Raw genomic sequence first — 25,591 nt, 5'->3', positions numbered from 1 at the left:
AGCTCAAGTTTCCCTGAGTTGTTCCGAACCAAAGGGCACGTTCCCACGTGTTACTCACCCGTCCGCCACTAATCCCGAAGGATCCGTTCGACTTGCATGTGTTAGGCCTGCCGCCAGCGTTCGCTCTGAGCCAGGATCAAACTCTCAGGTTGAGTTGACCGCTAACACAGACTTCAGACCATGGGGGAAAACCCACGATCCGGTTCTGGTTTGCATAGTTTCTTGACGAGTTCCCAATCACATCGATGGATCGAAAGCCGAAGCTTCCGGTCCATGATATTCATGGTGTCTTCAAGAGACCGCAATTGTCAGCGCATCGAGATGACCCGTGAGGTCATCGCCAGAGCGCCGCCGCCTGCGTTTCTCTTTCCAAATCAACAATGTCAAAGACCCGAACCCCTCTCCCGAGGAGCCCATCGTTTAGCGCCCGATGTCGGCGGAGGCGGCTATCTATCCAACCTCGAATTCCGTGTCAAACCGTTTTTTTCAAAACCGTCCGAACCAATCCACCAGAAACAACCAAAGCCATTCCCAGTAAAAACCGTGGCAGCTCTCTAAAGAAAACCACCAATCCAGTCAAGCAAAGATTTCCAAGAAACCTCAGATGACTGGAGGAAGATCACCTTCGAATTCTTGCGAACCCTCTAGATAATCCCCCGGAGCCGCGCCTTCTAATGAAGGAAGAGCCCGGCGTCAACTTCGAAGTTTACTGAACCTCAGCAAAGCATCAAAGCCAAACACCCTACTGAACCCTCGAGTTCTTATCGAACTCTCCGCTTTCAGTGAGGAGCAGCGCTTCTATTGAGACGCCACTCCGGAGTCAACCGCTTCGTCTTCTATCTTTCCGGGCGGCCGAGGCCACGACGGAGAGGCAAAAAGAGATCCATGGGCTGCCGAGGCTGCCCGCCTGGATCCATAACCGAGTCGATTGGAGCGCGGAAACTAACGAAACTGATCGAAGAAAGCAAGAGCCTTGCGGTTCCTGCCCTGCGGCCGCGATCGCGTTTCCGAGCGAGGGGCGGATATAGGCGTGTGACGCCGCGATGACAACCCCTCTCCGGTTGAATTCCGCTCCGTCAGCTGGACTTCAGCGCGCCGGCTTGTGTCGTTCGGTCACCTACGCCGGCCATCCGCGGAACCTGAAAGGTCGGATCGACATCGCGCCTTGCACAGACCAGGCCAAGCCCCCCTCCCCTTCACATGCCGCGAGCGCCCCGACGAGGTCCTGCCGCCCCCGGCGCGCTCGCCAGGTCGTCCGTTGATTCTCTGAAAGCGACGGCGACGGCGGCCAGTTCGCGATCGCGGCGTCGTCATATCGGATCAGGGGAAGAGAATCGGCTTCTCACGCAGGCAAGACGCGGAGCGGCGCCCAAGAATCGGATGGGTCGTCGTCAGTCCTGCCGGGCCAATGCTGCAGATTGATCTTGAGGCTGCGGGCCCTGGTGGGGACTTTCGAGCATCACGTGATGCGGCGACGCCGAGATGACGGGTTCGAAATTCAGCCCCCCCCGAAAGACGCCGGTCGCGAAAACGAATCGCATCCGGTGCGCGCTGATTGTGTGAAGCGGACGCGATTTGGTCGCTGGGATCTCCCAAGCACGAACGCTCTGGATCTCGAAACGACCGTCCGAAGGGGTGCTCCCCTTCTCGACCAGGTCCGAGCAGACGGGGATGGCGATTCGGCGGCATGCGCGTGCGACGATCGAGGCGCGGTCGATGGCCGACAGGCCCATCGGACGGCATAGTGATCGACGCTAGCCCGTGTCCGCACAGGTTCGCAAGGGAACGCGCGCCCGGCCGCGGTCACCGCGGGCAAACGACTTGGAATCTCAAGAGCGGGTCAGGAGCTCAAGCGCTCGAGCTGAAAACAAAAATGGCCTCCCGAGGGAGGCCATTTAAGTTTTGGGTGCGGGGACAGGATTTGAACCTGTGACCTTCAGGTTATGAGCCTGACGAGCTACCGGGCTGCTCCACCCCGCGGCGAAGGAGGTAGTGATGTGATCGTGTTGGGAGGGTTCTGGACTTGAGCTGGGCTCTGTTGGGGCATCCTTTTAGCGGACCTGGCGGCGACCTACTCTCCCGCGCCTTGAGACGAAGTACCATTGGCCCTGGGGGACTTAACGACCGAGTTCGGAATGGGATCGGGTGGGGAACCCCCGGCATAGCCACCAGGTCAGCAAAAAGGATGCTGCCGGCGAGCGTTTAGGCTCGCCGAGCATATTGTGAAGAAGACATCGCATGTCTGTTTGTTCTGTAAAGCAGTCATGGGTTTGACTGAAGAACGATCAAGCCTATCGAGCTATTAGTACCAGTAAGCTACACGCCTCACAGCGCTTCCACACCTGGCCTATCAACGTGGTGGTCTACCACGGCTCTCAGCGAGACCTTGTTTTGAGGTTAGTTTCCCGCTTAGATGCTTTCAGCGGTTATCTATTCCACACTTAGCTACCCTGCTGCACAGCTGGCGCCATGACAGGTCCACCAGAGGTGTGTCCATCCCGGTCCTCTCGTACTAGGGACAGATCCTCTCAAGTCTCGTACACCCACGGCAGATAGGGACCAAACTGTCTCACGACGTTCTGAACCCAGCTCACGTACCACTTTAATCGGCGAACAGCCGAACCCTTGGGACCTGCTCCAGCCCCAGGATGTGATGAGCCGACATCGAGGTGCCAAACTTTGCCGTCGATATGGACTCTTGGGCAAAATCAGCCTGTTATCCCTAGAGTACCTTTTATTCGTTGAGCGATGGCCCTTCCACGCAGGACCACCGGATCACTATGGCCGACTTTCGTCTCTGCTCGACTTGTCAGTCTCGCAGTCAGGCGGGCTTATGCCATTGCACTCGACGACCGATTTCCGACCGGTCTGAGCCCACCATCGCGCGCCTCCGTTACACTTTGGGAGGCGACCGCCCCAGTCAAACTGCCCGCCACGCCATGTCCCGGACCCGGATAACGGGCCGCGGTTAGACGTCAGCAACAATAAGGGTGGTATTTCAAGGATGGCTCCACCGGAACTGGCGCCCCGGTTTCATAGCCTCCCACCTATCCTACACATGTTGCTGCTAACGCCAAGGCGAAGCTGCAGTAAAGGTTCATAGGGTCTTTCCGTCTGACCGCGGGAACCCCGCATCTTCACGGGGAATTCAATTTCGCTGAGCCTATGCTGGAGACAGTGGGGAAGTCGTTACGCCATTCGTGCAGGTCGGAACTTACCCGACAAGGAATTTCGCTACCTTAGGACCGTTATAGTTACGGCCGCCGTTTACCGGGGCTTCAATTCGCAGCTTGCACCACTCCTTTTAACCTTCCGGCACCGGGCAGGCGTCAGACCCTATACGTCGCCTTGCGGCTTCGCAGAGCCCTGTGTTTTTGATAAACAGTCGCTACCCCCTGGCCTGTGCCACTCTTATCTGGTTGCCCAAATAAGAGTCACGCTTATCCCGAAGTTACGCGTGCAATTTGCCGAGTTCCTTCAGCATAGTTCTCTCAAGCGCCTTGGTATACTCTACCTGCCCACCTGTGTCGGTTTCGGGTACGGTCTCCGTTGGAGTTATTTCCAGGGACCTGTTCACTGCCCAGAGCAATCCAATAAGCCTAGACAATTTACCAGATCCGTCACTTCCAACTGGTTCAGGAATATTCACCTGATTCCCATCGACTACGCCTTTCGGCCTCGCCTTAGGGGCCGACTAACCCTGCGCAGATTAGCTTTACGCAGGAACCCTTGGGCTTTCGGCGAGAGTGTCTCTCACACTCTTTATCGCTACTCATGTCAGCATTCTCACTTCCGATACCTCCAGCAAGGCTCGCGCCTCACCTTCACCGGCTTACGGAACGCTCCGCTACCGCTTGCTCAAAGAGCAAACCCATACCTTCGGCGTCTGGCTTGAGCCCCGTTACATTTTCCGCGCAGGTTCGCTTGACCAGTGAGCTGTTACGCTTTCTTTAAATGATGGCTGCTTCTAAGCCAACATCCTGGTTGTCAAAGCAAACCCACATCGTTTCCCACTTAGCCAGAACTTGGGGGCCTTAGATGATGGTTAGGGTTGTTTCCCTTTTCACGACGGACGTTAGCACCCGCCGTGTGTCTCCCAGATATCTCTCTCGGGTATTCGGAGTTTGATTAGAATTGGTAGAGATCGCTCCCCCCGCATCCATTCAGTGCTCTACCCCCCGAGGAGTCCGTCTGAGGCACTACCTAAATAGTTTTCGCGGAGAACCAGCTATGTCCAGGTTTGATTGGCCTTTCACCCCTATCCACAAGTCATCCGAGAATTTTTCAACATTCACCGGTTCGGTCCTCCAGTAAGTGTTACCTTACCTTCAACCTGCTCATGGATAGATCACCTGGTTTCGGGTCGTCATGCGACGTACTTATTCGCCCTATTCAGACTCGCTTTCGCTGCGCCTACACCTAACGGCTTAAGCTTGCACGGCACATGAAGTCGCTGACCCATTATACAAAAGGTACGCCGTCACCACGCGCGGTGGCTCCGACTGCTTGTAGGCTTCCGATTTCAGGATCTGTTTCACTCCCCTTGTCGGGGTGCTTTTCACCTTTCCCTCACGGTACTTGTTCGCTATCGGTCATTGAGGAGTACTTAGGCTTGGAGGGTGGTCCCCCCATGTTCAGACAGGATTTCACGTGTCCCGCCCTACTCGAGTCTGTCGCTATTTGACGCTTACGGGGCTATCACCCACTATGGCCGACCTTTCCAAGTCGTTCAGCTTTATGTCACGACAGCACTGGCCTGGTCCCGGTTCGCTCGCCACTACTACGGGAGTCTCGGTTGATGTCCTTTCCTCCGGGTACTGAGATGTTTCAGTTCCCCGGGTTTGCTTAATGGAGCCTATGTATTCAGCCCATTATACCTGTCACAACCACACCACTACCGCTCCAGCCGAGGCTGAAGCAAAGTGGAATGGTCATTAAGGTGGGTTTCCCCATTCGGAGATAGCCGGATCAAAGGGTGCTCGCGCCTCCCCGGCTCTTATCGCAGCGTGCCACGTCCTTCATCGCCTCTCAATGCCAAGGCATCCGTCAGAAGCCCTTATGCGCTTGATCGTTCTCAGCAAAACCCATGCGCTACAGCTCTAGGGAGCTGCGGCATGCGCTTTACAGTCAGACATTTGATGTCTTCTTCAAAGTCCGCCCTAAAACCTCAAGCATCCCAAGGGTGAGATGCTGTCGGCGGGTGAACCCTACCTTCACGATGTCATTATCACAGATCGCGCATGCCTCGTGGAGGCAACAGTCGCGACTGCAAACTTGATCAATCCTCGATCGCGTTACCACCCTCTCCGGATGAGAAGATGGTGGAGCCAGACGGATTCGAACCGACGACATCCTGCTTGCAAAGCAGGCGCTCTACCAACTGAGCTATGGCCCCTCACACTCGGTGTGAGTTGCTTAAGCCCAGGAGAGCTGGGTCGGTGATCCTGGTGCTGTTGGAGAGAGTGGTAGGCCCGATAAGACTTGAACTTATGACCTCACGCTTATCAAGCGTGCGCTCTAACCAACTGAGCTACGGGCCCATAGGCCACACAGATCAGCCTGACCAAAGAGGTCAGAACCGCTCCTGGGCTCGCGATCGCCTCGACAACCTAGCGGTCATCAAGGAGTGGAAAGAGAAACGAAGACGGCGGCGATCCGCTCACTGTATATAATCGGTGTTCCAATAGCCGAAGCTGGAGGAACATCCTTAGAAAGGAGGTGATCCAGCCGCAGGTTCCCCTACGGCTACCTTGTTACGACTTCACCCCAGTCGCTGACCCTACCGTGGTCGCCTGCCTCTCTTGCGAGTTAGCGCAGCGCCTTCGGGTAAAGCCAACTCCCATGGTGTGACGGGCGGTGTGTACAAGGCCCGGGAACGTATTCACCGCGGCATGCTGATCCGCGATTACTAGCGATTCCAACTTCATGCACTCGAGTTGCAGAGTGCAATCCGAACTGAGACGACTTTTAGGGATTGGCTCCCCCTCGCGGGATTGCAGCCCTCTGTAGTCGCCATTGTAGCACGTGTGTAGCCCACCTTGTAAGGGCCATGAGGACTTGACGTCATCCCCACCTTCCTCCGAATTAACTTCGGCAGTACTATTAGAGTGCCCAGCCAAACCTGATGGCAACTAATAGCGAGGGTTGCGCTCGTTGCGGGACTTAACCCAACATCTCACGACACGAGCTGACGACAGCCATGCAGCACCTGTGTCCCAGTCCCCGAAGGGAAAGCCGCATCTCTGCGGCGGTCCGGGCATGTCAAAAGGTGGTAAGGTTCTGCGCGTTGCTTCGAATTAAACCACATGCTCCACCGCTTGTGCGGGCCCCCGTCAATTCCTTTGAGTTTTAATCTTGCGACCGTACTCCCCAGGCGGAGTGCTTAATGCGTTAGCTGCGTCACCGACAGGCATGCCTGCCGACAACTAGCACTCATCGTTTACAGCGTGGACTACCAGGGTATCTAATCCTGTTTGCTCCCCACGCTTTCGAGCCTCAGCGTCAGTAACGGACCAGTATGTCGCCTTCGCCACTGGTGTTCTTCCGAATATCTACGAATTTCACCTCTACACTCGGAGTTCCACATACCTCTTCCGTACTCAAGATAGCCAGTATCAAAGGCAATTCCAAGGTTGAGCCCTGGGCTTTCACCTCTGACTAAACTATCCGCCTACGCTCCCTTTACGCCCAGTAATTCCGAGCAACGCTAGCCCCCTTCGTATTACCGCGGCTGCTGGCACGAAGTTAGCCGGGGCTTCTTCTCCGGGTACCGTCATTATCGTCCCCGGTGAAAGAATTTTACAATCCTAAGACCTTCATCATTCACGCGGCATGGCTGCGTCAGGCTTTCGCCCATTGCGCAAGATTCCCCACTGCTGCCTCCCGTAGGAGTTTGGGCCGTGTCTCAGTCCCAATGTGGCTGATCATCCTCTCAGACCAGCTAAGGATCGTAGCCTTGGTGGGCCTTTACCCCACCAACTAGCTAATCCTACGCGGGCCGCTCCAATGGCGATAAATCTTTCCCCCGAAGGGCACATCCGGTATTAGCTCAAGTTTCCCTGAGTTGTTCCGAACCAAAGGGCACGTTCCCACGTGTTACTCACCCGTCCGCCACTAATCCCGAAGGATCCGTTCGACTTGCATGTGTTAGGCCTGCCGCCAGCGTTCGCTCTGAGCCAGGATCAAACTCTCAGGTTGAGTTGACCGCTAACACAGACTTCAGACCATGGGGGAAAACCCACGATCCGGTTCTGGTTTGCATAGTTTCTTGACGAGTTCCCAATCACATCGATGGATCGAAAGCCGAAGCTTCCGGTCCATGATATTCATGGTGTCTTCAAGAGACCGCAATTGTCAGCGCATCGAGATGACCCGTGAGGTCATCGCCAGAGCGCCGCCGCCTGCGTTTCTCTTTCCAAATCAACAATGTCAAAGACCCGAACCCCTCTCCCGAGGAGCCCATCGTTTAGCGCCCGATGTCGGCGGAGGCGGCTATCTATCCAACCTCGAATTCCGTGTCAAACCGTTTTTTTCAAAACCGTCCGAACCAATCCACCAGAAACAACCAAAGCCATTCCCAGTAAAAACCGTGGCAGCTCTCTAAAGAAAACCACCAATCCAGTCAAGCAAAGATTTCCAAGAAACCTCAGATGACTGGAGAAGAAACTTCCGAAGTTCTTGCGAACTTGCTTCCGTTACTTCCGGGAGGGCGGTTTCTATTGAAGCCACCCATCCCTGTCAACCGGCTTTTTCACTTTCGTCGATGAGCTGGCCGAAGCCGCTTCGAAGGACAAAAGCGCGGCGACGAAGCCCTTGAAGACGGGGTCTTCGCAAATTCGTCACCGAGTCGATTGAAGCTGCGGAACCTAACGATCCGCCTGTCCGAATGCAAGGCCCGAAGGCCTGAATTCGTCCGGCGGGCCTTGGCCCCGAAGCGAGGGCGGTGTGTAGCCACCGCCCCGGGGAGTCGCAACCGCAAAAGCGACGCGATCAACCGCACGCCTCGCTTTGGCTGTGCGTGGATCTGTGAATGGTTTTGGACGGCGTCCGGCAACGCCGCGCAATCTGTCGCGGCGACGGCGCTTGCGCCATCCCCTCCCCTGGCTTCATAGACCTCTGCAAGAGGAGGCCCCGCGTCCATGTTGTCCCAGAAAGCGCGCTACGCCCTGCGCGCCATGATCGAACTGGCCCGAGAGAACGGACAGGTCACCGCCGGCGAGCTGGCGGTCCGCGCCGACGCGCCGCGCAAATTCCTGGAGGCCATACTTCTTACACTGTCACGCCAGGGCCTGGTCACCAGCCGGCGCGGCAAGTTCGGGGGCTATCTGCTGGGACGCGATCCCGCCGCGATCAGCTTCGCCGAGATCATCCGCCTGGTCGACGGGCCGTTGGCCCTGACCCCTTGCGTCAGCCGCACGGCCTTTCGCCGCTGCGAGGACTGCCGCGACCTGGCGACCTGCGCCCTGCGCGAGGCCCTGCTGCGGGCTCGCGACGCCACGGCGACGGTTCTGGAGGGCTACAGCCTGGCCAACGCCGTAGCCGGCTCGGGCGCCGAACTGCTGGGCGAACCGGCCGCCTGATCCGCACGCTATAGAGAGGCGCCATATATAGAGTGGGCGGGCGACCGCCAGGGCCGCCCGAAACGCCGCCTCAGCCGGCCGCGATATAGGCCTTCAGTCCTTCGGCCTCGGCCTGGGCTTCACTGATCTTGTACTTCACCAGGTCGCCGATCGAGATGATGCCGGCCAGCCGCTTGCCCTTGCAGACGGGGAGGTGGCGGATCCGGCGGTCGGTCATCCGGGCGAGCAGGGCGTCGACCGTCTCTTCCGGCTGGGCGAAGACCACGTCGCGGGTCATGCAGGTGGAGATCGGCTTGGACAGGGCGGCCGCGCCGCCCTCGGCGATCACCCGTACGATGTCGCGTTCGGACAGGATACCGGCGATCGTCTCGTCCTCCTCGAGCACGACCATGGCCCCCACGCGCCGGGTGTGCAGAAGGGCCGCGGCCGCGCCGACCGTCTCGTGGGGCGAGGCGGTGAAGACCAGGTCGCCCTTGTCCTTCAGGATCTGAGAAACCAGCAACGCTTAATCCTCCCTGACACTTATTTCTAAGCAGGGTCTCGCAAAGCGACCTGCTTATCAATGGGCTGGATCGCCCAGAGCGCGAACGGGCCGCATTTATTCTCCGCGCGTCAAAGTGGCCCTCGCGCCGGAGAACTTAACCAAATCGCGAGACCTTCGGAGTTAAACCCAGCGCTGTCCGATATTGGCACGGGGGTTGCTAGCTGTCGGACGCGTCGGAGTTCACGAGGTTTCTGATGGCTGCGAACGAGAAGAATCTGCCGGGCGCCGGGCGCCCGCTGGCGATCGGCGCGGCCGTTCTGGCCCTGGCCGCCGCCGCGACCGGCCTGGTGCTGTCCAGCCCGGCCGGGGCCCAGAGCCTGGACGCCAACTCCGCCGCGTTCAACGCCGGCTATGGCCGCGTGGCGGGTTCGGAGAACCACGTCGTCGAGTACTCGACCCGCGACGCCAACGGCAACCGGGTCATCGTCGACGGGGTCATGCTGACCGGCGCCGACCAGAGCGTCTATTCGTCCAGCCGGTCGTCGGGATCGCTGGACAGCTATTCGGGCGTCGGCGCCATGGGGGGCTGGGGGAGCTCCACGGCGATCGGCAACAATCTGACGGTCGTCACCCAGGGCAACAACAACACGGTGATCGTCAACTCCAACCAGATCAACAACGGCAATATCAGCGCCGGAACGAACGTCGGGAAATCGGGAAATGGCCAGTAAGCGCCTCAACCTTCTGCTGGCCGGCGCCTGCGCCGTGCTCAGCGCCTGCGGCGGCGTCCCCAAGCCGATGATGGATGGCAACTACGCCACTCCGATCGGCGGGGCGCCGGTGACCGCCAACCCCACGCCCTACACGGCGGGCCTGGTTTGCCTGGCGCAGTACGCCCGCGCCAACCACGTGGTGGCGCCACGCGTCGCCATCGGCCGCATCGCCGACTACACCGGCAAGGAGGAGTCCGACGGGTCGGGCCGCAAGGTCACCCAGGGCGCCTCGCTGCTGGCCATGACCGCCTTCGCCAAGGCCGGCATGCCGATGGTCGAGCGCTTCGACACCTCGGTGTCGGAGTACGAGCTGAAGTACGCCAACAACAAGCTGATCTCCGACAATCCCAAGCCGGGCGCCGACGTGCCGGCCGAGTACCGTCGCATCCTGGCGGGCCAGGTGCCGGGTTCGGACTTCTACGTGGCCGGCGGCATCACCGAGCTGAACTACAACATCCGCTCGGCGGGCGTGGACGCCTATGTGGGCGACAAGGACACCGACGGGCTGAAGGGCAATTTCCGCCGCCGGGTGTTCGTGATGAACATCGCCCTGGACCTGCGGCTGATCAACACCCGCACGCTGGAGGTGGTCGACGTGATCTCCTACCAGAAGCAGGTGGTCGGCCGCGAGATCAGCGCCGGGGTCTTCGACTTCCTGAACGGCAACATCTTCGACATCTCGGCGGGCCGCGGCGCGCTGGAGCCGATGCAACTGGCGGTGCGATCGCTGATCGAGCGGGCCACCATCGAGATGAGCGCCAACCTCTACGGCATGCCGGGGCCGCAAAGCTGCATGCAGTTCGACCCCTACGCCGCCAACACCGTCGGCGCGACCGGGGCCTTCGTGCCCGCCTACAACAACCTGGGAACCAACAATGCGCAGACCCGCGAAGACCCGTCTCGCTGGAACGATCGCGGCGATCCCAATGTGCGCGATTCTGGCCGTCGGGACCGCTACTAGCCAGACCGCCCCGGTCCAGGGTTCGAACGACCAGCTGAACCTCGGCGCCCTGTTCGCCGACCAGACGCTGGACGTCGTCACCGCCGACGAAGGCGTCACCGCCACCACCACGGCCGGGGCCAACACCTTCGGCGCGACGGTGGTCGGCGCGGACGCCGCCCTGACCTCCAACCAGGTCAACCAGGGCGCGGTCACGGCCCACGGCGTGGTCAACGCCTCAGGCTCCATGGGCGAGTCCAGCAACATCGCCACCACGGCGGTCGGCAACAGCGGCACGGCCACGGCGGCCTACGGAACGCTGAGCGGCTTCATGGTCCAGACCAACACCGGCGCGGTCACCGCCCGCAGCCAGATCGAGGGCGAGACCGCCCAGGCCGGCGACGTCATCGAGACCAGCCAGGCGGCCGGCAACAGCCAGGGCCTGCTGATGGTCAACGGGTCGATGGGCGCGCGGGTCAGTCAGAACAACCAGGCCGACGTCGCCGCCGACGGCGGGGCGATCCTGCACTACGTGGCCGGGACCGCGGTCGTGGCCGGCACCGCCGCGGGCAACAACATCGACCTGACCGGCGCCGACCAGTCGGCCGCCCGGGTGATCACCGACCAGAACAACGGCGCGGCCAATGTCACGGCCACCAAGTTCACGGCCTATGGCAACAGCAACCTGACGACGACGGCCGCGACCGCCTCGGGCAACAACCTGAACGCCGCCAACGAAGGCACGCTGCTGGACGTGGCCAGCCACCAGTACAACACCGCCTATGTGCGGGCCCAGGCCGAGGCGACCTCCTATGAGTTCGGCGGCGCCCAGGCCACAGCCTACGGCGTCGGCAACTCGGCCATGGCCAGCAACGCCAACGGCCCGGGCCTGGTGCTCGACAATGTCCAGGTCAATGACGGCGGCGGGGTCGAGGTGATCGCCAGCTTCGAGGGCAACACCGGCTATGACGCCGGGGCCAGCGCGACGGCGATCGGCAACGCGGTCAGCGGCTACGCGTGCAACCTGTGCAGCGGCACGATGAGCGCCACCAACAGCCAGTCCAACAATGTCGACGTCAGCGCCCGCTCGACCGTGACCGTCCGCAATTCCGGCCGCGCCGTCGTGGGCGTCTCGACCGCCACCGGCAACAACGCCACCTTCTCGGTGACCAACTAGGGCCTCACGGCTCACGCCCCTGCCCCCTACGGACCGGCTCATCCAGACCCTCCCCCCGTGGGGGAGGCGATCGCGTAGCGATCGGTGGGGGGAGTTGTGGGGTCGAAGATCCGGGTTGTGGCCATCGGCCGATCACTCCCCCCTCCGTCGCCCTTTGGGCGACACCTCCCCCACAGGGGGAGGATCTTGGATGCATGGCTTGGCCGCCTCACGCGATCTCTCGCTGAAGGTATGGAAAGGGACGCGGAGCGCCGGACATCGTCCGGAGTGTTTGAGTTTGTGTACCGTTTCGACGAAGCCCGATCGCTCCGCGCGGTCGTTATCCGGAAGCCCGCGGCACTGAGCCCTGTTGGAGCCTTGCCGCCTTGAAGCCTCCGACGGGCGGGGCCAGGTCAACGAACCCCGGTCCCGGACCGCGAGCGCGTCACCGCCCGCCTGTTGCTCCGCCAGCCCTCGCGCCACGTCGTTTTAGTGTTCCAGGCCCGACCGGCTCCAGAGACGCGAGGTTTGGTCCCAAAAGACCGCCGACGGAGCTTCCCGCTCGATCGCCCCCCGCCGCCGCATCGGTCGCTGGCCATGCGCCCTTTCCATGCGTCGAGGTGAGATCAGGATACGGGCGGTCTGGAGGGTGAGGATAAATTAGGTCGAGAAAGTTCAGGGCGTTGAAATCGCTCGTGTCTGTCGCCGATAGGCCAAGGATAAGCGCACGACTGGGGACGCGCCCTTGCGGCGTGTCCCCGATGGATCCCCCGTCCGCCGACCGGTCCCCACCGGCGCTCAGCGGCGGACGCGGTAGCGGATGTGCGTGGCCTCGGGCGTGTCGATCACCCGAACGATCTCCAACTCGACACGCGACGGCAAGACGTCGAACAGTCGGCGGCCAGATCCGAACAGGACTGGAACCTGGTGGATTTGCAGTTCGTCGAGCACGCCGGCTTCCAGCGCCCGTTGCGCCGTATACGCGCCAAGCATCAACACGTCCCGGTTCCCGGCGGCGGCCTTCGCCTGCGCCATGGCGCTCACGATCCCGTCGCTCACATATTTGACCAACGGATAGTTGGCGACGGATGGCCCGGGCGGCCTGTGACTGGGCACGAAGATCGGGACACCCTGATTGTCACCGCCCCAGTGATCGACCTGCTCCACGGTTCGCCGCCCCGCCAGGATGGCGCCGGGCGCGTTCCATTCGTCCCAAAGCTGTCCGACCGGTCCGGCGGGGCGGGAAAAATCCCCGTACCATTCGTGCAACCGCATGAAGTCGTCGCCGCCGGGATTGCCCACTTCATCGTTGGGCCCCGCGATATACCCGTCCAGCGACATGGACATGAAGAGCACTGATGCAGGCACTTTTATCTCCTCTGGCTCGGGCGGCCGGTCTTGATGTTCCCCAGGACGCTCGAGCGACGCTGACCCCGACATCCCGAATACGGATTTTGGATACCGCGCTGTCTCACAAGGGCCGAACCCTGCTTGAGTCGACTCGTTTGGCTCGCTTCAGCGATGAGAACAAAACTAGAACAAAATGCGTCCGGATCTGACGCACCCATTCTCCAAATTTAGACCATCCGTTGCGGACCAGACGTCGCCAACACAGGCGGTCAAGGGCGCGACGGTGCTGCATTTTTAGCGGCTATATTTTTGAAATATTTGGAGAATTTTAAATGACCAACTATGTCTTCGCCGACGATTATCGTCTGCCCGGCGACCCCGACGACACCCTCAGCTTCCAGCGCGCCTTCGCCGCCTCGAACGAGGTGCGCATGCTGGCCAAGACCTATCTCGTCAGCGGTCCGGTCCAGTTCCCCCGCAACGGCGTCGCGCTCAGGGGCTGCGGGATCGGCGTGACCTTCCTGCGGTCCACCGCGGCCAACCAGCCCGTGATCCTGATCCCGGCGGCCACCGACTACGTCACCATGGCCGACTTCACTGTGGACCACCTGGGCGTCGCGGCCGTGCCCGGCGGCGACGGGATCAAGCTGCAGGTGGCGGCCAATTACAGCTGGGACAACGGCGTGATCACCAACGTCCGCGCCAATTCCAACTATATCGGCTGGAACCTGGGCATGACCGCCTACACCACCCTGGTGAACTGCGGCGCGGCGAACAACGTCTCGCACGGCTTCAGCTTCACCTCCAACAGCGCCTACGCCCAAAACCCGCTGCAATACTACCTGACCAAGTGCACGGCCTCGGTCAACGGCGGCGACGGCTACCACTACGCCAGCCAAGGGACCGCTCCGGCCACCTCGGTCGGCGCGCTGGAGGCCTGCGTCACCTACAAGAACGCCGGCAACGGCGTGGCCGCCATCGGCGTGCAGACCAACCCGATCGCCAGCGTCCGCATCGACGGCGGCTTCTACGGCGAGGACGGCGGCCACGGGATCTATCTGGACACCTGGGGCGGCCAGCACCTGATCCGGCCCGGCTTCATCGAGCTGGAGGGCGACTGCGGCGTCTACCTGTCCGACCACAACCGGCAGGTCCAGGTGGGTCCGACCATCGTCACCAACAACGGCCAGGACGGCATCTTCGTCAACTGCCCGGACGTGACGATCACCGGCGGCCAGACCATCGCCAACGGCCGGCTCAAGCACAGCGGCCGTTCGAACGGCATCTACTTCTATACGAGCGGTTCGGGCGTGGTCACCGGCGTGCGGTCGCGCTCGTACGGCGGTCAGCAGGACTGGGGCGTGGTCACCAACGCCGAGGTGCTGCTGGTCGGCAACGACCTGAGGAACAACAACCTCGGGGCGCAGACCGGCGCCACCAACCCGAGCTCGACGGGCAATCGCGTCTAGACAGGGCGGACGCCTGATCCGGCGTTCCATCCAAAGGCGCCCGGGAGGTCTTCCCGGGCGTCGATGCGCGGCCCCCGCGTCGGCCATCTTGGCGAACGGCGGCGCCGGACTTCGGACACGCCCTGCGTCCTTCGAGGCCCGCTGCGCGGACGCCTCAGGAAGAGGAGCTCTGTGGCCGCTGACTTCCTCATCCTGAGGTGCGAGGCGCAGCCGAGCCTCGAAGGACGCACTGCGTTCCGAGACTCGCACTTGCCTCTCGATCCGACATCGAAGCGTGACCGTTCCGCCCCACCGACGCCTTGCTTGCGCCACGCGGTTTGGCCAAGGTGCGCGACCTTCAACGCTCTACTTCAAGGTCGCACATGATCCGCGTTTCGCGCCTGGCGCTCGTTCTCTCGGCCGGGCTCAGCCTCTCCGCCTGCGCGACCCTGTCCCACCCGAAGTCCGGCGGAAACGACCAGGCCGCCGCGCCGTCGACCAAGGCTCCCGCCACACCGGCAAGAACGTCGGGCGTGCCGACCATCGACCTGGTCAAGCCTGGCCAGTGGCCGCAGGCGGTGTCGGACGTCGCGCCCGATCCGCGGGTGCGGTTCGGCGTGCTGCCCAACGGCCTGCGCTACGCGATCCAGAAGAACGCCACCCCGCCCGGCCAGGCCGCCCTGCGCCTGTGGTTCGACGCCGGCTCGCTGGACGAGACCGACGAGCAGCAGGGCCTGGCCCACTTCCTCGAGCACATGGCGTTCAACGGGTCGAAGAACGTGCCCGAAGGCGACATGATCAAGATCCTCGAGCGCCACGGCCTGTCGTTCGGCGCCGACACCAACGCCTCGACCAATTTCAGCGAGACCACCTACCAGCTGGACCTGCCCAAGACCGACGACGACACGGTTGACACCTCGCTGATGCTGCTGCGCGAGGCGGCCGGCGAGCTGACCATCGCCCCCGACGCCGTCGACCGCGAGCGCGGCGTGGTGCTGTCGGAAGAGCGCACCCGCGACAGCCCCGGCTATCGGGTGTTCGTCAACACCTTCGGCTTCCAGCTGCAGGGCCAACGGCCGCCGCAGCGCCTGCCGATCGGCAAGACCGAGATCCTCAGGACCGCCCCGGCCCAGCGCATCCGCGACTTCTACCAGGCCTGGTATCGGCCCGAAAACGCCGTGGTGGTGGCCGTGGGCGACTTCGACGTCGACGCCATGGAGGCCAAGATCAAGGCCCGGTTCGGCGACTGGAAGGCCGTCGGCCCGGCCGGCGTCAAGCCGGACCTGGGTCCCGTGGCCAAGCGCGGCCTGACCGCCAAGGTGCTGGTCGAGCCCGGCGCCCAGACCTCGGTCCAGATGGCCTGGGTCCTGCCGCCCGACCTGGAGCTGGAGACCCGCGCCAAGGACCAGGAAGAGCTGGTCAAGGCCCTGGGCTTCGCGGTGCTGAACCGCCGGCTGCAGGTGCTGACCCGCTCGGACGCCCCGCCGTTCATCGTCGCCGTGGCCATGCAGAACGACCAGGAGCACGCCGCGCAGATCACCACCCTGGCGGCCACCGCCCAGCCGGGCCACTGGAACGAGGCCCTGACGGCGCTCGAGCAGGAACAGCGCCGCATCGTCCAGTACGGCGTGCGCCAGGACGAGCTGGACCGCGAGATCGCCGCCATGCGGGCCGGCTTCGTGGCCGCCGCGGCCGGCGAGGCCACCCAGCGCACCACGGCCCTGGCCGGCGCCATCGTCGGCACGCTGGACGACCGCGAGGTGGTCACCAGTCCGTCGCAGAACCTGGCGGTGTTCGACGAGGCCACGAAAGGCCTGACCGCCGACAAGGTCTCGGCCCTGCTCAAGGCCCAGTTCGCCGGCTCCGGTCCGCTGATCGTCATCCCGACCCCGACGGCCATCGACGGCGCGGAAAAGGCCGTCACCGACGCCTACGCCGCCTCGGCCAAGGTCGCGGTCGCCGCCCCGGCCGCGCCGGGCGTCACCGCCTGGCCCTATGCGACCTTCGGGCCGAAGGGCGCGGTGGCCTCGCAGACGGAGGTCGCCGACCTGGACACCGTGTTCGTGCGCTTCGCCAACGGCGTGCGCCTGACGGTCAAGCCGACCAAGTTCCGCGACGACCAGATCCTGGTGAAGGCCCGCGTCGGCCACGGCCTGTTGGACCTGCCGCCGGCTAGCCAGAGCCCGCTGTGGGCCGGTTCGGCCTATATCGAGGGCGGGCTCAAGCAGATCAGCACCCAGGACATGGAGCGGGTGCTGAACGGCAAGGTGTGGAACGCCGGCCTGGGGGTCGAGGACGACGCCTTCAGCCTGTCGGGCCGCACCCGTCCCGAAGACCTGGACACCGAGCTGCAGGTGCTGGCGGCCTACGCCGTCGAGGGCGGCTGGCGGCCCGAGGCCTTCAACCGCATCAAGACCTATTACGGCACGATCCACGACCAGCTGGAGAGCACGCCGGGCGGGGTGATGAGCCGCGACCTGGGCGGGCTGCTGCACGGCGGCGACGGCCGCTGGACCTTCCCCAGCCGCCAGCAGATCGCCGGCGCGTCGCTGGAGCAGTTGAAGAGCGCGGTGTCGGGCCCGCTGGCCGCCGACTCCATCGAGGTGGTGGTCGTCGGCGACATCACGGTCGACAAGGCCGTGGCGGCCGTGGCCCAGACCTTCGGCGCCCTGCCAGCCCGCGCCGACGTGCCGGCCCCGGCCGGGGCCGAGAAGGCCCCCTTCCCCACCCCGTCGTCGACCCCGGTCGTGCGCACCCATAAGGGCCGGGCCGACCAGGGCCAGCTGTTCATCGCCTGGAAGACCGATGACCTGTTCAGCGACCTGCAGCGGGCCCGCAACACCCAGGTCCTGGCCCAGGTGATGCAGCTGCGCCTGACGGACGAACTGCGCGAGAAGCAGGGGGCGACCTATTCGCCCTCGGCCTCGGCCTCGGCCAGCGTGGCCTTCACCGGCTGGGGCTATCTGGCGGTCAGCGTCGAGACCCCGCCCGACAAGATCGACGGCGTGATCGCCTCCATCCGCCAGATCGCCGCCGACCTGCGCGACAAGCCGGTCACCGCCGACGAGCTGGAACGGGCCAAGAAGCCGCGCATCGACCAGATCGAAAAGGCCCGCGAGACCAACGAGTACTGGCTGGGCGCGTTGTCCGGCGCCCAGACCGACCCGCGCCTGCTCACCGCCACCCGCTCGGTGCTGGCCGGCCTGCAGCGCGTGACCGTCGCCGACGTCCAGAACGCCGCCAAGGCCTTCCTCGCCGACGACAAGTCCTGGACGATGATCGTCAAGCCGGAGGGGAAGTAGGGTCAGTTCTCGGTCACCCGTCCCCTCTACGACCGTCATCCCGGGCCTTGTGCCCGGGACCCCTCCGTCCGCCGCAGGTGCGGTGGGCCGGTTCGCTGGCGAACCGACTGCGTCTCACGGTCCGGCTGAACCAGGGCTCCCGGGCACAAGACCTGGGATGACGATGATAGTGGGGGAGGGACCGGCGCCTACCGGCAGGCGATCAGGTGGACCTGATCCCGCCGCGCTTCGGCCTTGGGCGCGACGAGAAGTCCGTAACCCGCCAGCCCCCACACCGCCGCCACGGCCAGCCATTGGGCGAAGGTGACGTCGCTGGGCTTGGTCCGGTTCATGCCCCCTCTATCTCCCGATTGCCCCGCCCGGAATAACGACTTATCAGCGGACATCTGTGAGGTTTCGTCACATGGCCGCCCGCTTGCTTCCGCCGCTGAACGCCCTGCGCGCCTTCGAGGCGTTCGGCCGGCGCGGGCGGATGACCCTGGCGGCCGACGAGCTGTGCGTCACCCATGGGGCGATCAGCCGCCAGATCCGCCAGCTGGAAGACCATCTCGGCGTCGCCCTGACCGAAGGGCCACGCAACCGCCTGGCCCTGACCGAGACCGGCCTGATCCTCGCCCAGGCCCTGACCCAGGCGCTGGACCAGATCGAGGCCGCCCTGCCCCAGCCGGCCGGCGACGGGACGCTGGTGGTCTCGTGCCTGCCGACCTTCGCCATCAAGTGGCTGATCCCGCGCCTGCCCGGCTTCGTGGCCGCCCATCCCGAGATCCCGGTGCGGATCGTGGAGTCCAACGGACCGTTCGACTTCCGCGCCGACGGCGTCGACCTGGCCATCCGCATGCGCCTGCCGGGCGCCCCGCCCTCCCCCGACGCCGACGTCGCCCCCTTCCTCAAGCACGCCGTCGGCCCCGTGGCCTCGCCCGGCCTGGCCGCCCAGGTGCACGACCTGGAGAGCCTCGCCGGCCTGCCCCGGCTGCACACCCGCACCTTCCTGGAAAGCTGGGCCGAGTGGGAGGCCGCGGCCGGCCTGGTCCTGCCGCCGGCGGCGGTGAACCGCGAGTTCGACCACTATTTCTACATGCTGGAGGCCGCCGCCGCCGGCCTGGGCGTGGCCCTCAGCCCCTTCGCCTTCGTGGAAAACGACCTGGCCGCCGGTCGCCTCGTCGCGCCGCTGGGCCTGATCCCAGGCCAGGCCGAGGTCTGCGCCCTGACGCCCCGGGGCCGGGCCAGCCGGGCGGCCCGGCGGTTCCGCGACTGGCTGGTCGCCCAGGGCGCGGCGACCCCGGCCCCGCCCGGTTCTCAACAGATGGTCGAGCCCGGCGCCGCAAAACCCCTTACACTTTCGCGTCCAGCCCTCTAGTTTCCGCCGATCCCCCGCGCCCCGCGCGCCCCATCGATATCAGGAGCCGTCATGGACGCCGCCACCATCGCCAAGCTCGAAGGCCATCTGAAGCGCACCTTCGGCAACCCGCACATCGCCCTCAAGGCCCGCCCCAAGCAGAAGGACTCCGCCGAGGTCGAGGTGAAGGGCGAGTTCATCGGCGTCGTCTTCCAGGACGAGGACGAGGACGGCTCGTTCATGTTCGAGATGGCGATCCTGGCCGAAGACCTGGAAGGCTAGGACAGCCTCCCTGCCGCTTGCATCCCTGCCGCTTGGCAAAAATGACCACTTTGACTATCTTTCGGTCGAAGTGGTCATGGGAGGGCGTCATGCCCGACGGAACCTGGAGCCTGGCCGATGCGAAGGCCAAGCTGAGCGAAGTGGTCGAGCGGGCCAAGACCCAGGGCCCGCAGCACCTGACCAAGAACGGCAAGGACGCCGCCGTCGTGCTGTCCGCCGAGGAATACCGCCGCCTGGTCGAAGCCGGCGACGGCGTCCCCAAGCGGCCGCCGGCCTGGCTTGATCCCCGCTTCCGGCTTCTGACCGACGACGAGCATGCCGAACTGTTCACCCGCGACCCGGATCAGGGGCGGGTGATCGAGTTCTGATGTTCCTGCTCGACACCAACGTCCTGTCAGACGCCACCAAGCTCGTCCCGCACCCAGCCGTCACCCGATGGCTGGAAGCCCAGCCCCTCTCGACGCTGTTCGTGAGCGTGATGAGCCTCGCCGAGGCCAGCTACGGTATCGAAAGGCGCCCGGACGGTCGAAAGGCCGATGGCCTGCGCCAGTGGCTCGGCGCCGTGATCGTCGATTTTGACGGCCGGCTGCTGCCGGTCGACGCCGAGGTCGCCATGGCCCAGGCGCGCATTCGCCGAGCGGCCGAGAACGCCCGGCGCACGATGTCCGCGATCGACGCCTTCATCGCGGCGACGGCCGAGGTCCATGGCCTGACCTTGGTGACACGCAACGTCCGCGATTTCGAGACCTGGGGCGGGACGGTGTTCAACCCCTGGGACAAAGCGCCCTAAGCCGCGCTCGCGACCAACGATCTACGCACCATCAGCGAGGCCCCCGCCGCCAGCAGGCCCGCGAGGCCGGCGATGACGAACGCCTGCAGGTACTGACCCTGCTGGGCGCGGATCACGCCCGCGCCGATCGCCGCGGTCGCCGCGCCGAGCTGGTGGCCCGCTCCGATCCAGCCGAACACGATGGGCCCGTCACGGTCGCCGAACGCCTCGGTCGCCAGGCGCACGGTCGGCGGCACGGTGGCGATCCAGTCCAGCCCGTAGAACACCGCGAACACCGATAGGCTCATGATCGAGAAATCCGAGAACGGCAGGTAGATCAGCGAGAGCCCGCGCAGGGCGTAGTACATGAACAGCAGCTTGCGCGGGTCGTAGCGGTCGGTCAGCCAGCCCGACGCCGTGGTGCCGAACAGGTCGAACAGGCCCATCAACGCCAGCAGGCCGGCGGCCTTGACCTCGGGCAGGCCGCGGTCGCCGCAGAAGGCGATCATGTGCACGCCGATCAGGCCGTTGGTGGTCAGGCCGCAGATGAAGAAGCCGCCGAACAGCAGCCAGAAGGTGCGGGTCTTGCTGGCCCGGTGCAGGGCGCCGAACGCCGCGGCCAGGGCGTTGGAGGCCGAGCCCTTGGGCGGCGGGGTCCAGTCCTCGGGCGCGCCGAACGGGCGCTGGCCGATGGCGTCGGGGCTCTCGGGGATCAGCAGCCAGCAGATCGGGGCCATGACCGCGGCGACGGCGGCCACGGTCAGCACCACCGGCCGCCAGCCGCCGTGATCGGCGATCCAGGCCATGGCCGGCAGGAAGACCAGCGAGCCGGTCGCCGTCGCCGCCGTCAGCAGGCCGAGCATCAGGCCGCGCCGCTGGACGAACCAGCGGTTGACGATGGTCGCGCCCAGCACCATGGCCACCGCCCCGCTGCCGACGCCCGCCATCACGCCCCAGGTGGCCACGTACTGCCAGCTCTGGGTCATGAAGGCCGACAGCCCCGTCGACACCGCCATCAGCAGCAGGGCCAGGCTGATCGTGCGGCGCACGCCGAACGATTGCATCAGCGCCGCCGCGAACGGCCCGGTCAGGCCGTAGAGGAAGATGCCGATCCCGGCGGCCAGCGAGATCGTGCCCCGGTCCCAGTGGAAGGCCTTTTCCAGCGGAAGGATCAGGACGCCCGGCGCCGCCCTGAGGCCTGCGGCAGATAAAAGAGCAAGAAACGTGGCCGCTGCGACAACGAAGGCGTAGCGGTTTCCGAGGGTGCGGCGAAGCGTGAGGATCATGCGATGTAACCGATCGGTACGGGGCTTGTCGCCCTGCATACGTACCGGTAAGTAACATCGTCAAGCGCCATGACGAAGTTCGACGAAAAAATCCCCGAGCACCACCTGCCCTACGGCCCCGGACCGCGCGCGGCCGAGCGGATCTTCGAGACCGCGCGCGACCTCTTCTATCGCGAAGGCATCCGGGCGGTCGGGGTGGACGAGATCGTCACCAAGGCGGGCGTGACCAAGCCCAGCCTCTATCGCAGCTTCAAGTCCAAGGACGACCTGGTGGCCGCCGTGCTGCGCGAGGTCGAGGCCGGGTTCTGGGAGCGGTTCGAGTCGGCCGAGACGGCGTTCCCCGACGATCCCAAGGCCCAGATGGTCGCCTATTTCGAAGGCCTGGCGGCGCGGTCCGGCGGGGCGGACTATCGCGGCTGTGCGCTCAGCAACGCCGTGGTCGAATACCCCGACCGCGACCATGCCGGCCGCGCCGTGGCCCAGGGCCACAAGCAGGACCTGCGCGCGCGGCTGCGAGCCAAGGCGGCGCAGATGGGCGCGTCCGACCCCGGCGCCCTGGGCGACGCGATGATGCTGCTGGTCGAAGGGGTGTTCACCTCCAGCCAGATGTTCGACGACGACGACAAGCCGGCCCTGGCCGTGGTCGGGGCGGTGAAGGCGCTGATCGAGGTCTATTGCCGATGAGTTGTGGGGAGGGCGAGCATGAGCATCGATCGCAAGGTTGTTCGTCAGCGCATCGAGCGCATTCGGCAGGTGCTATTCGCTGATTGGGATCCGCTGCAGGTCGGCAGCAATCCTAACCTATCGGATGAGTACGATTCCTATCTCCCAAGGTTATGGCGGCTATCGACACCGGCGGCGCCGAGGGGACCGTCGATACGCTCGTCCAGATCGAGGATGATCTGGGTGTGGATCCCGTTGATGATCGCACGGCGCTGCTGTCGATAGCGCGACGGCTCTTGGAGTTGCGCTTCCCATGACCGACCACCCGCTCGACCGCGTGATCTGGAACGCCTTCACGACACGCCAGGCGCATGTGGCCCTGGTCGACGGCGGCGCGTTTCGCGTCCATCCCGACGTCGGCATCTTCGCCGCGACGGCCGACCACGCGCCCGAAAGCCTGGCCGCCCTGGGCCGGCTGGTCCAGGCCCATCCCGGCGAGGTCGGGGTGGTGGAGCGGTTCGACCTTCCGCCGGTCCCGGGGACGCAGGTCACCAAGCGCGCGGTGCTCAACCAGATGGTCGCCCAGACCCTGGCCCGGCCCAAGCCCGTGGACTTCGAGATCCAGCCCCTGGGCGACGCCGACTCGCCGCAGATGGTGGCCCTGGCCGCCCTGACCGCGCCGGGTCCGTTCTTCTCGCGCACCCACGAACTGGGCGATTTCGTCGGGGTGAAGGTCGACGGCCAACTCGTGGCCATGGCCGGCGAGCGCCTCCAGCCCGAAGGCTTCACCGAGGTCAGCGGCGTCTGCGCCCATCCCGACCATCGCGGCAAGGGCTATGCGGCGACGCTGATGCTGCACGTGGCCGGCAGAATCGTCGACCGCGGCGAAACGCCGTTCCTGCACAGCTTCGCCGACAACGCCGGTGCCATCGCGCTGTACGAGGCGCTGGGGTTCCGGTTTCGCTGCGAGCAGATCTTGACGATGCTGGCGCCCCAATAGGCCGCTCATCCCGGCGAATGCCGGGACCCAGATGGAATGGCGGTGTGGCTGACGCCATGAGCGCTGCGCCTTTTCCAATCCACCACACCGCTTTGGGATCTGGGTCCCGGCATTCGCCGGGATGAGCGGTTCAGATTGTTGCTGGCCGAACAAAAAAGACCCGGAAAGCTCGCGCCCTCCGGGTCCCTTGTCCGATCAGATCAAGCCCGATCAGGCCTGGATCTTGTTCGCCGACCGTCGCGCCCAGCCGTACAGCACGGCCACCACGACCGCCGCGGCGATCAGGGCGAAGATCATGCCCACGTGCTCGGACGGCGCGAAGGGGACCTCCAGCGGGCCGGGCTTCTGGGTGGCGACGATCAGGCCGGCCAGGGCGACGTTGAACAGGCTCTCGCCGACGATGAAGCCGGACGCGATCAGCACGCCCAGGCGCTTGGCCGCCTCGCCCATCCGGTCCTTGTCGACCGTCTTGTCGTAGATCCAGCCGATCACGGCCCCGACCACGACCGGGGCGGTCACGGCGCTGGGCAGGTAGATGGCCAGGCCCACGCCCAGCGGCGGCAGGCTGAGGCGGCCGTTGCTGCTCTTGCGCAGGACGATGTCGACGATCACCAGACCCAGGCCGATCAGGGCGCCGTAGCCCAGCAGGCTCCAGTTCAGGTCGCCGCCAATCACGCCCTTGGCCAGGGTCGAGATCAGGGTCGCCTGGGGCGCGTTCAGCGGCGTGGAGCCGGCCACGGTGCTGAGATTGGCCGCGCCGGCGAAGCCGTTGGACTGGTTCAGCAGCTCCAGCACGAACGGAATGACGACGGCGCCGGCGATGACGCCGATGATCAGGGCCACCTGCTGCTTCCACGGGGTGGCGTCGACCAGTTGGCCGGTCTTCAGGTCCTGCAGGTTGTCGTTGGCCACGACGGCCACGGCCAGGACCATGGTGGTGACATAGAGGGCGTAGGCGACCAGGGCCTTGGCGATGTCGGGGCCGATCACGCCGCGGCCGACCACGCCGACCATCAGCGAGGCGCCCAGCACGGTCAGGATGGCGATGCCCGACACCGGGCTGTTGGACGAGCCGATCAGACCGGCCATGTAGCCGCAGACCGCCGCGGCCAGCAGGCCGGCGATCAGCACGTAGCCGACGCCGATGGCGACCAGCGGCGCGGCCAGGCTGGTGATCGGGCCGCCGGTCAGGAAATGGGCCAGGAACCAGCCGGCCGGGGCCAGCAGCAGCAGCGACACCAGGCCGACGATGCCGATCGGGATGTCCTGCTCGGTGCGGGCGATCACCGCGCCGCCGACCTTGCGGGCCTTGCTGGCCTCGAAGGCCGACATCAGGCCCGACCAGATCGGCAGGGCCAGCTTGCCCAGGGTCCAGATGGCGGCGGCGCCGATGACGCCCGCGCCCATGAACCGCACCTCGGTGCGCCAGATGGTGAGGGCGTGTTCGGCCACCGTGGCGCCGGGCATCGGGTGCAGGCTGGTCATGACCGGCACCAGCACGCCCCAGGCGATGGCCAGGCCCGCGAACATGGCCACGCCGACCGTGATGCCCATCAGGTGGCCCGCCCCCATCAGGGCCAGCGAGCTGGAGGCGCCCAGGCCGGTCGCGCCGGCCCCGGCCTTGAAATAGCCCGCCACCTCGGCGGCGAAGATCTTGGCGGCGGCCAGGGCGGCGAACAGGGCCGAGGCGAGCGTGCCCAGCACCACGGCGATCAGGCCGGCCTGGCCCTCGGCGGCGCCGGCCCGCGAGCCGGTGCCGACCTTCAGCACCTCGGCGGCGGCCACGCCCTCGGGATAGGGCAGGTCGGAATTGGTCACCAGCGCGCGGCGCAGGGGGATGGTGTACATCACGCCCAGGATCCCGCCGACCAGGCAGGCGCCGAAGGTGGTCAGGAACGGCACGTGGCTCCACCAGCCGATCATCAGCAGGCCCGGCAGCACGAAGATCACCGACGACAGCGTCCCCGCCGCCGAGGCGATGGTCTGGACGATGTTGTTTTCCTGGATCGTCGCGGTCTTGAACGCGCGCAGCAGGGCCATCGAGATCACGGCCGCGGGGATCGAGGTGGCGAAGGTCAGGCCCACCTTCAGGCCCAGATAGACCTGGGCAGCGGTGAAGACGAGGGTGATGAGGATGCCCAGGAGCACCCCTCGGATCGTGAACTCCGAACGGGGAGTCGCGGTGGCGTCGGACGACATGCAGGGTCCCAAAACAGTTAAGGC

General features: G+C 64.7%; 18 protein-coding genes, 3 tRNA genes and 4 rRNA genes (1 of these 25 running past the window's edge). 12 read left to right on the top strand and 13 right to left on the bottom strand.

Annotated features, from left to right (window positions below; all coding sequences use genetic code 11):
- The 8 genes from G3M57_RS05740 to G3M57_RS05705 all read right to left on the bottom strand — a co-directional run.
- Positions 1-152 (bottom strand): 16S ribosomal RNA (locus tag G3M57_RS05740); it reaches 1,334 nt to the left of the window's first position.
- A gap of 1,239 nt (positions 153-1,391) precedes the next feature.
- Complete coding sequence (locus tag G3M57_RS27130; RefSeq protein WP_188916282.1) at positions 1,392-1,733, bottom strand: hypothetical protein; 342 nt, start codon at positions 1,731-1,733, stop codon at positions 1,392-1,394.
- Between the two features lie 170 nt (positions 1,734-1,903).
- Positions 1,904-1,980 (bottom strand) — tRNA-Met (locus G3M57_RS05730).
- Between the two features lie 78 nt (positions 1,981-2,058).
- Positions 2,059-2,173: ribosomal RNA gene (rrf, locus tag G3M57_RS05725) — 5S ribosomal RNA — on the bottom strand.
- Between the two features lie 108 nt (positions 2,174-2,281).
- Positions 2,282-5,070, bottom strand: a 23S ribosomal RNA gene (locus G3M57_RS05720).
- 249 nt (positions 5,071-5,319) lie between these two features.
- Positions 5,320-5,395: transfer RNA gene (locus tag G3M57_RS05715), tRNA-Ala, on the bottom strand.
- 68 nt (positions 5,396-5,463) lie between these two features.
- A tRNA-Ile gene (locus tag G3M57_RS05710) sits at positions 5,464-5,540 on the bottom strand.
- 171 nt (positions 5,541-5,711) lie between these two features.
- Positions 5,712-7,197, bottom strand: a 16S ribosomal RNA gene (locus tag G3M57_RS05705).
- The 16S, 23S and 5S rRNA genes sit together here with 3 tRNA genes alongside, the layout of an rRNA operon.
- 941 nt (positions 7,198-8,138) lie before the next feature.
- Between G3M57_RS05705 and G3M57_RS05695 the strand changes: the two genes are divergently transcribed.
- A complete protein-coding gene (locus G3M57_RS05695) occupies positions 8,139-8,579 on the top strand; it encodes an RrF2 family transcriptional regulator (protein WP_056754187.1) in 441 nt (146 codons plus the stop codon).
- Between the two features lie 70 nt (positions 8,580-8,649).
- On the opposite strand, the gene G3M57_RS05690 is transcribed toward G3M57_RS05695, so the two are convergent.
- Positions 8,650-9,081 carry a CBS domain-containing protein gene (locus G3M57_RS05690; protein ID WP_056754185.1) on the bottom strand — a complete coding sequence of 144 codons (432 nt, stop codon included), beginning with the start codon at positions 9,079-9,081 and terminating at the stop codon, positions 8,650-8,652.
- A gap of 236 nt (positions 9,082-9,317) precedes the next feature.
- Here G3M57_RS05690 and hfaA point away from each other — a divergent pair, with 236 nt between their 5' ends.
- Genes hfaA through hfaD form a run of 3 tightly spaced genes read left to right on the top strand, consistent with a single transcriptional unit; the run spans position 9,318 to position 11,953 of the window.
- Positions 9,318-9,794: a holdfast anchoring protein HfaA gene (hfaA, locus tag G3M57_RS05685; RefSeq protein WP_163229340.1), complete on the top strand. Its 477-nt coding sequence runs from the start codon at positions 9,318-9,320 to the stop codon at positions 9,792-9,794.
- Positions 9,784-10,797, top strand: coding sequence for a holdfast anchoring protein HfaB (hfaB, locus tag G3M57_RS05680; protein WP_163229338.1), 1,014 nt, complete (start codon positions 9,784-9,786; stop codon positions 10,795-10,797). Before hfaA ends, hfaB begins: the two co-directional genes overlap by 11 nt.
- Positions 10,763-11,953, top strand: coding sequence for a holdfast anchor protein HfaD (hfaD, locus tag G3M57_RS05675; RefSeq protein ID WP_163229336.1), 1,191 nt, complete (start codon positions 10,763-10,765; stop codon positions 11,951-11,953). Before hfaB ends, hfaD begins: the two co-directional genes overlap by 35 nt.
- 777 nt (positions 11,954-12,730) lie before the next feature.
- Here the strand turns inward: hfaD and G3M57_RS05670 are convergent.
- Positions 12,731-13,279 carry a dihydrofolate reductase family protein gene (locus G3M57_RS05670; protein ID WP_230983957.1) on the bottom strand — a complete coding sequence of 183 codons (549 nt, stop codon included), beginning with the start codon at positions 13,277-13,279 and terminating at the stop codon, positions 12,731-12,733.
- A gap of 335 nt (positions 13,280-13,614) precedes the next feature.
- Here G3M57_RS05670 and G3M57_RS05665 point away from each other — a divergent pair, with 335 nt between their 5' ends.
- Positions 13,615-14,751, top strand: a complete 1,137-nt coding sequence (locus G3M57_RS05665; protein ID WP_163229332.1) for a hypothetical protein — start codon at positions 13,615-13,617, stop codon at positions 14,749-14,751.
- A gap of 362 nt (positions 14,752-15,113) precedes the next feature.
- Positions 15,114-18,032 carry a M16 family metallopeptidase gene (locus tag G3M57_RS05660; protein WP_163229330.1) on the top strand — a complete coding sequence of 973 codons (2,919 nt, stop codon included), beginning with the start codon at positions 15,114-15,116 and terminating at the stop codon, positions 18,030-18,032.
- A gap of 188 nt (positions 18,033-18,220) precedes the next feature.
- Here G3M57_RS05660 and G3M57_RS05655 read toward each other — a convergent pair whose 3' ends face one another.
- Entirely contained in the window at positions 18,221-18,364 is a 144-nt protein-coding gene (locus tag G3M57_RS05655) for a hypothetical protein (RefSeq protein WP_163229328.1), read from the bottom strand.
- Between the two features lie 71 nt (positions 18,365-18,435).
- Between G3M57_RS05655 and G3M57_RS05650 the strand changes: the two genes are divergently transcribed.
- The 4 genes from G3M57_RS05650 to G3M57_RS05635 all read left to right on the top strand — a co-directional run bounded on the left by G3M57_RS05650 (position 18,436) and on the right by G3M57_RS05635 (position 20,440).
- Entirely contained in the window at positions 18,436-19,389 is a 954-nt protein-coding gene (locus G3M57_RS05650; protein WP_163229326.1) for a LysR substrate-binding domain-containing protein, read from the top strand.
- 51 nt (positions 19,390-19,440) lie between these two features.
- Positions 19,441-19,650, top strand: a complete 210-nt coding sequence (locus G3M57_RS05645) for a DUF3126 family protein (protein ID WP_028041048.1) — start codon at positions 19,441-19,443, stop codon at positions 19,648-19,650.
- Positions 19,651-19,739: 89 nt separating this feature from the next.
- On the top strand, positions 19,740-20,018 hold the full coding sequence (locus G3M57_RS05640; RefSeq protein WP_056754148.1) for a type II toxin-antitoxin system Phd/YefM family antitoxin: 279 nt from the start codon (positions 19,740-19,742) through the stop codon (positions 20,016-20,018).
- On the top strand, positions 20,018-20,440 hold the full coding sequence (locus G3M57_RS05635) for a type II toxin-antitoxin system VapC family toxin (RefSeq protein WP_163229324.1): 423 nt from the start codon (positions 20,018-20,020) through the stop codon (positions 20,438-20,440). The genes G3M57_RS05640 and G3M57_RS05635 overlap by 1 nt, the downstream gene beginning before the upstream one ends.
- Here G3M57_RS05635 and G3M57_RS05630 read toward each other — a convergent pair.
- A complete protein-coding gene (locus tag G3M57_RS05630) occupies positions 20,437-21,705 on the bottom strand; it encodes an MFS transporter (RefSeq protein WP_163229322.1) in 1,269 nt (422 codons plus the stop codon). The two genes, G3M57_RS05635 and G3M57_RS05630, sit on opposite strands and share 4 nt — an antisense overlap.
- A 69-nt stretch (positions 21,706-21,774) precedes the next feature.
- Here G3M57_RS05630 and G3M57_RS05625 point away from each other — a divergent pair, with 69 nt between their 5' ends.
- Together G3M57_RS05625 and G3M57_RS05620 are read left to right on the top strand one after the other, a co-directional pair.
- Positions 21,775-22,389 (top strand): TetR/AcrR family transcriptional regulator, encoded by a 615-nt coding sequence (locus G3M57_RS05625; protein WP_163229320.1) that lies wholly within the window; start codon positions 21,775-21,777, stop codon positions 22,387-22,389.
- Positions 22,390-22,681: 292 nt separating this feature from the next.
- On the top strand, positions 22,682-23,368 hold the full coding sequence (locus G3M57_RS05620; RefSeq protein WP_163229318.1) for a GNAT family N-acetyltransferase: 687 nt from the start codon (positions 22,682-22,684) through the stop codon (positions 23,366-23,368).
- Positions 23,369-23,578: 210 nt separating this feature from the next.
- On the opposite strand, the gene G3M57_RS05615 is transcribed toward G3M57_RS05620, so the two are convergent.
- Positions 23,579-25,567: an OPT family oligopeptide transporter gene (locus tag G3M57_RS05615; protein WP_163229316.1), complete on the bottom strand. Its 1,989-nt coding sequence runs from the start codon at positions 25,565-25,567 to the stop codon at positions 23,579-23,581.
- Positions 25,568-25,591 lie beyond the last annotated feature (24 nt).

The organism is Caulobacter rhizosphaerae (assembly GCF_010977555.1).
Lineage (GTDB): Bacteria > Pseudomonadota > Alphaproteobacteria > Caulobacterales > Caulobacteraceae > Caulobacter > Caulobacter rhizosphaerae.
This window is presented reverse-complemented; position numbering and strand designations above follow the sequence as displayed.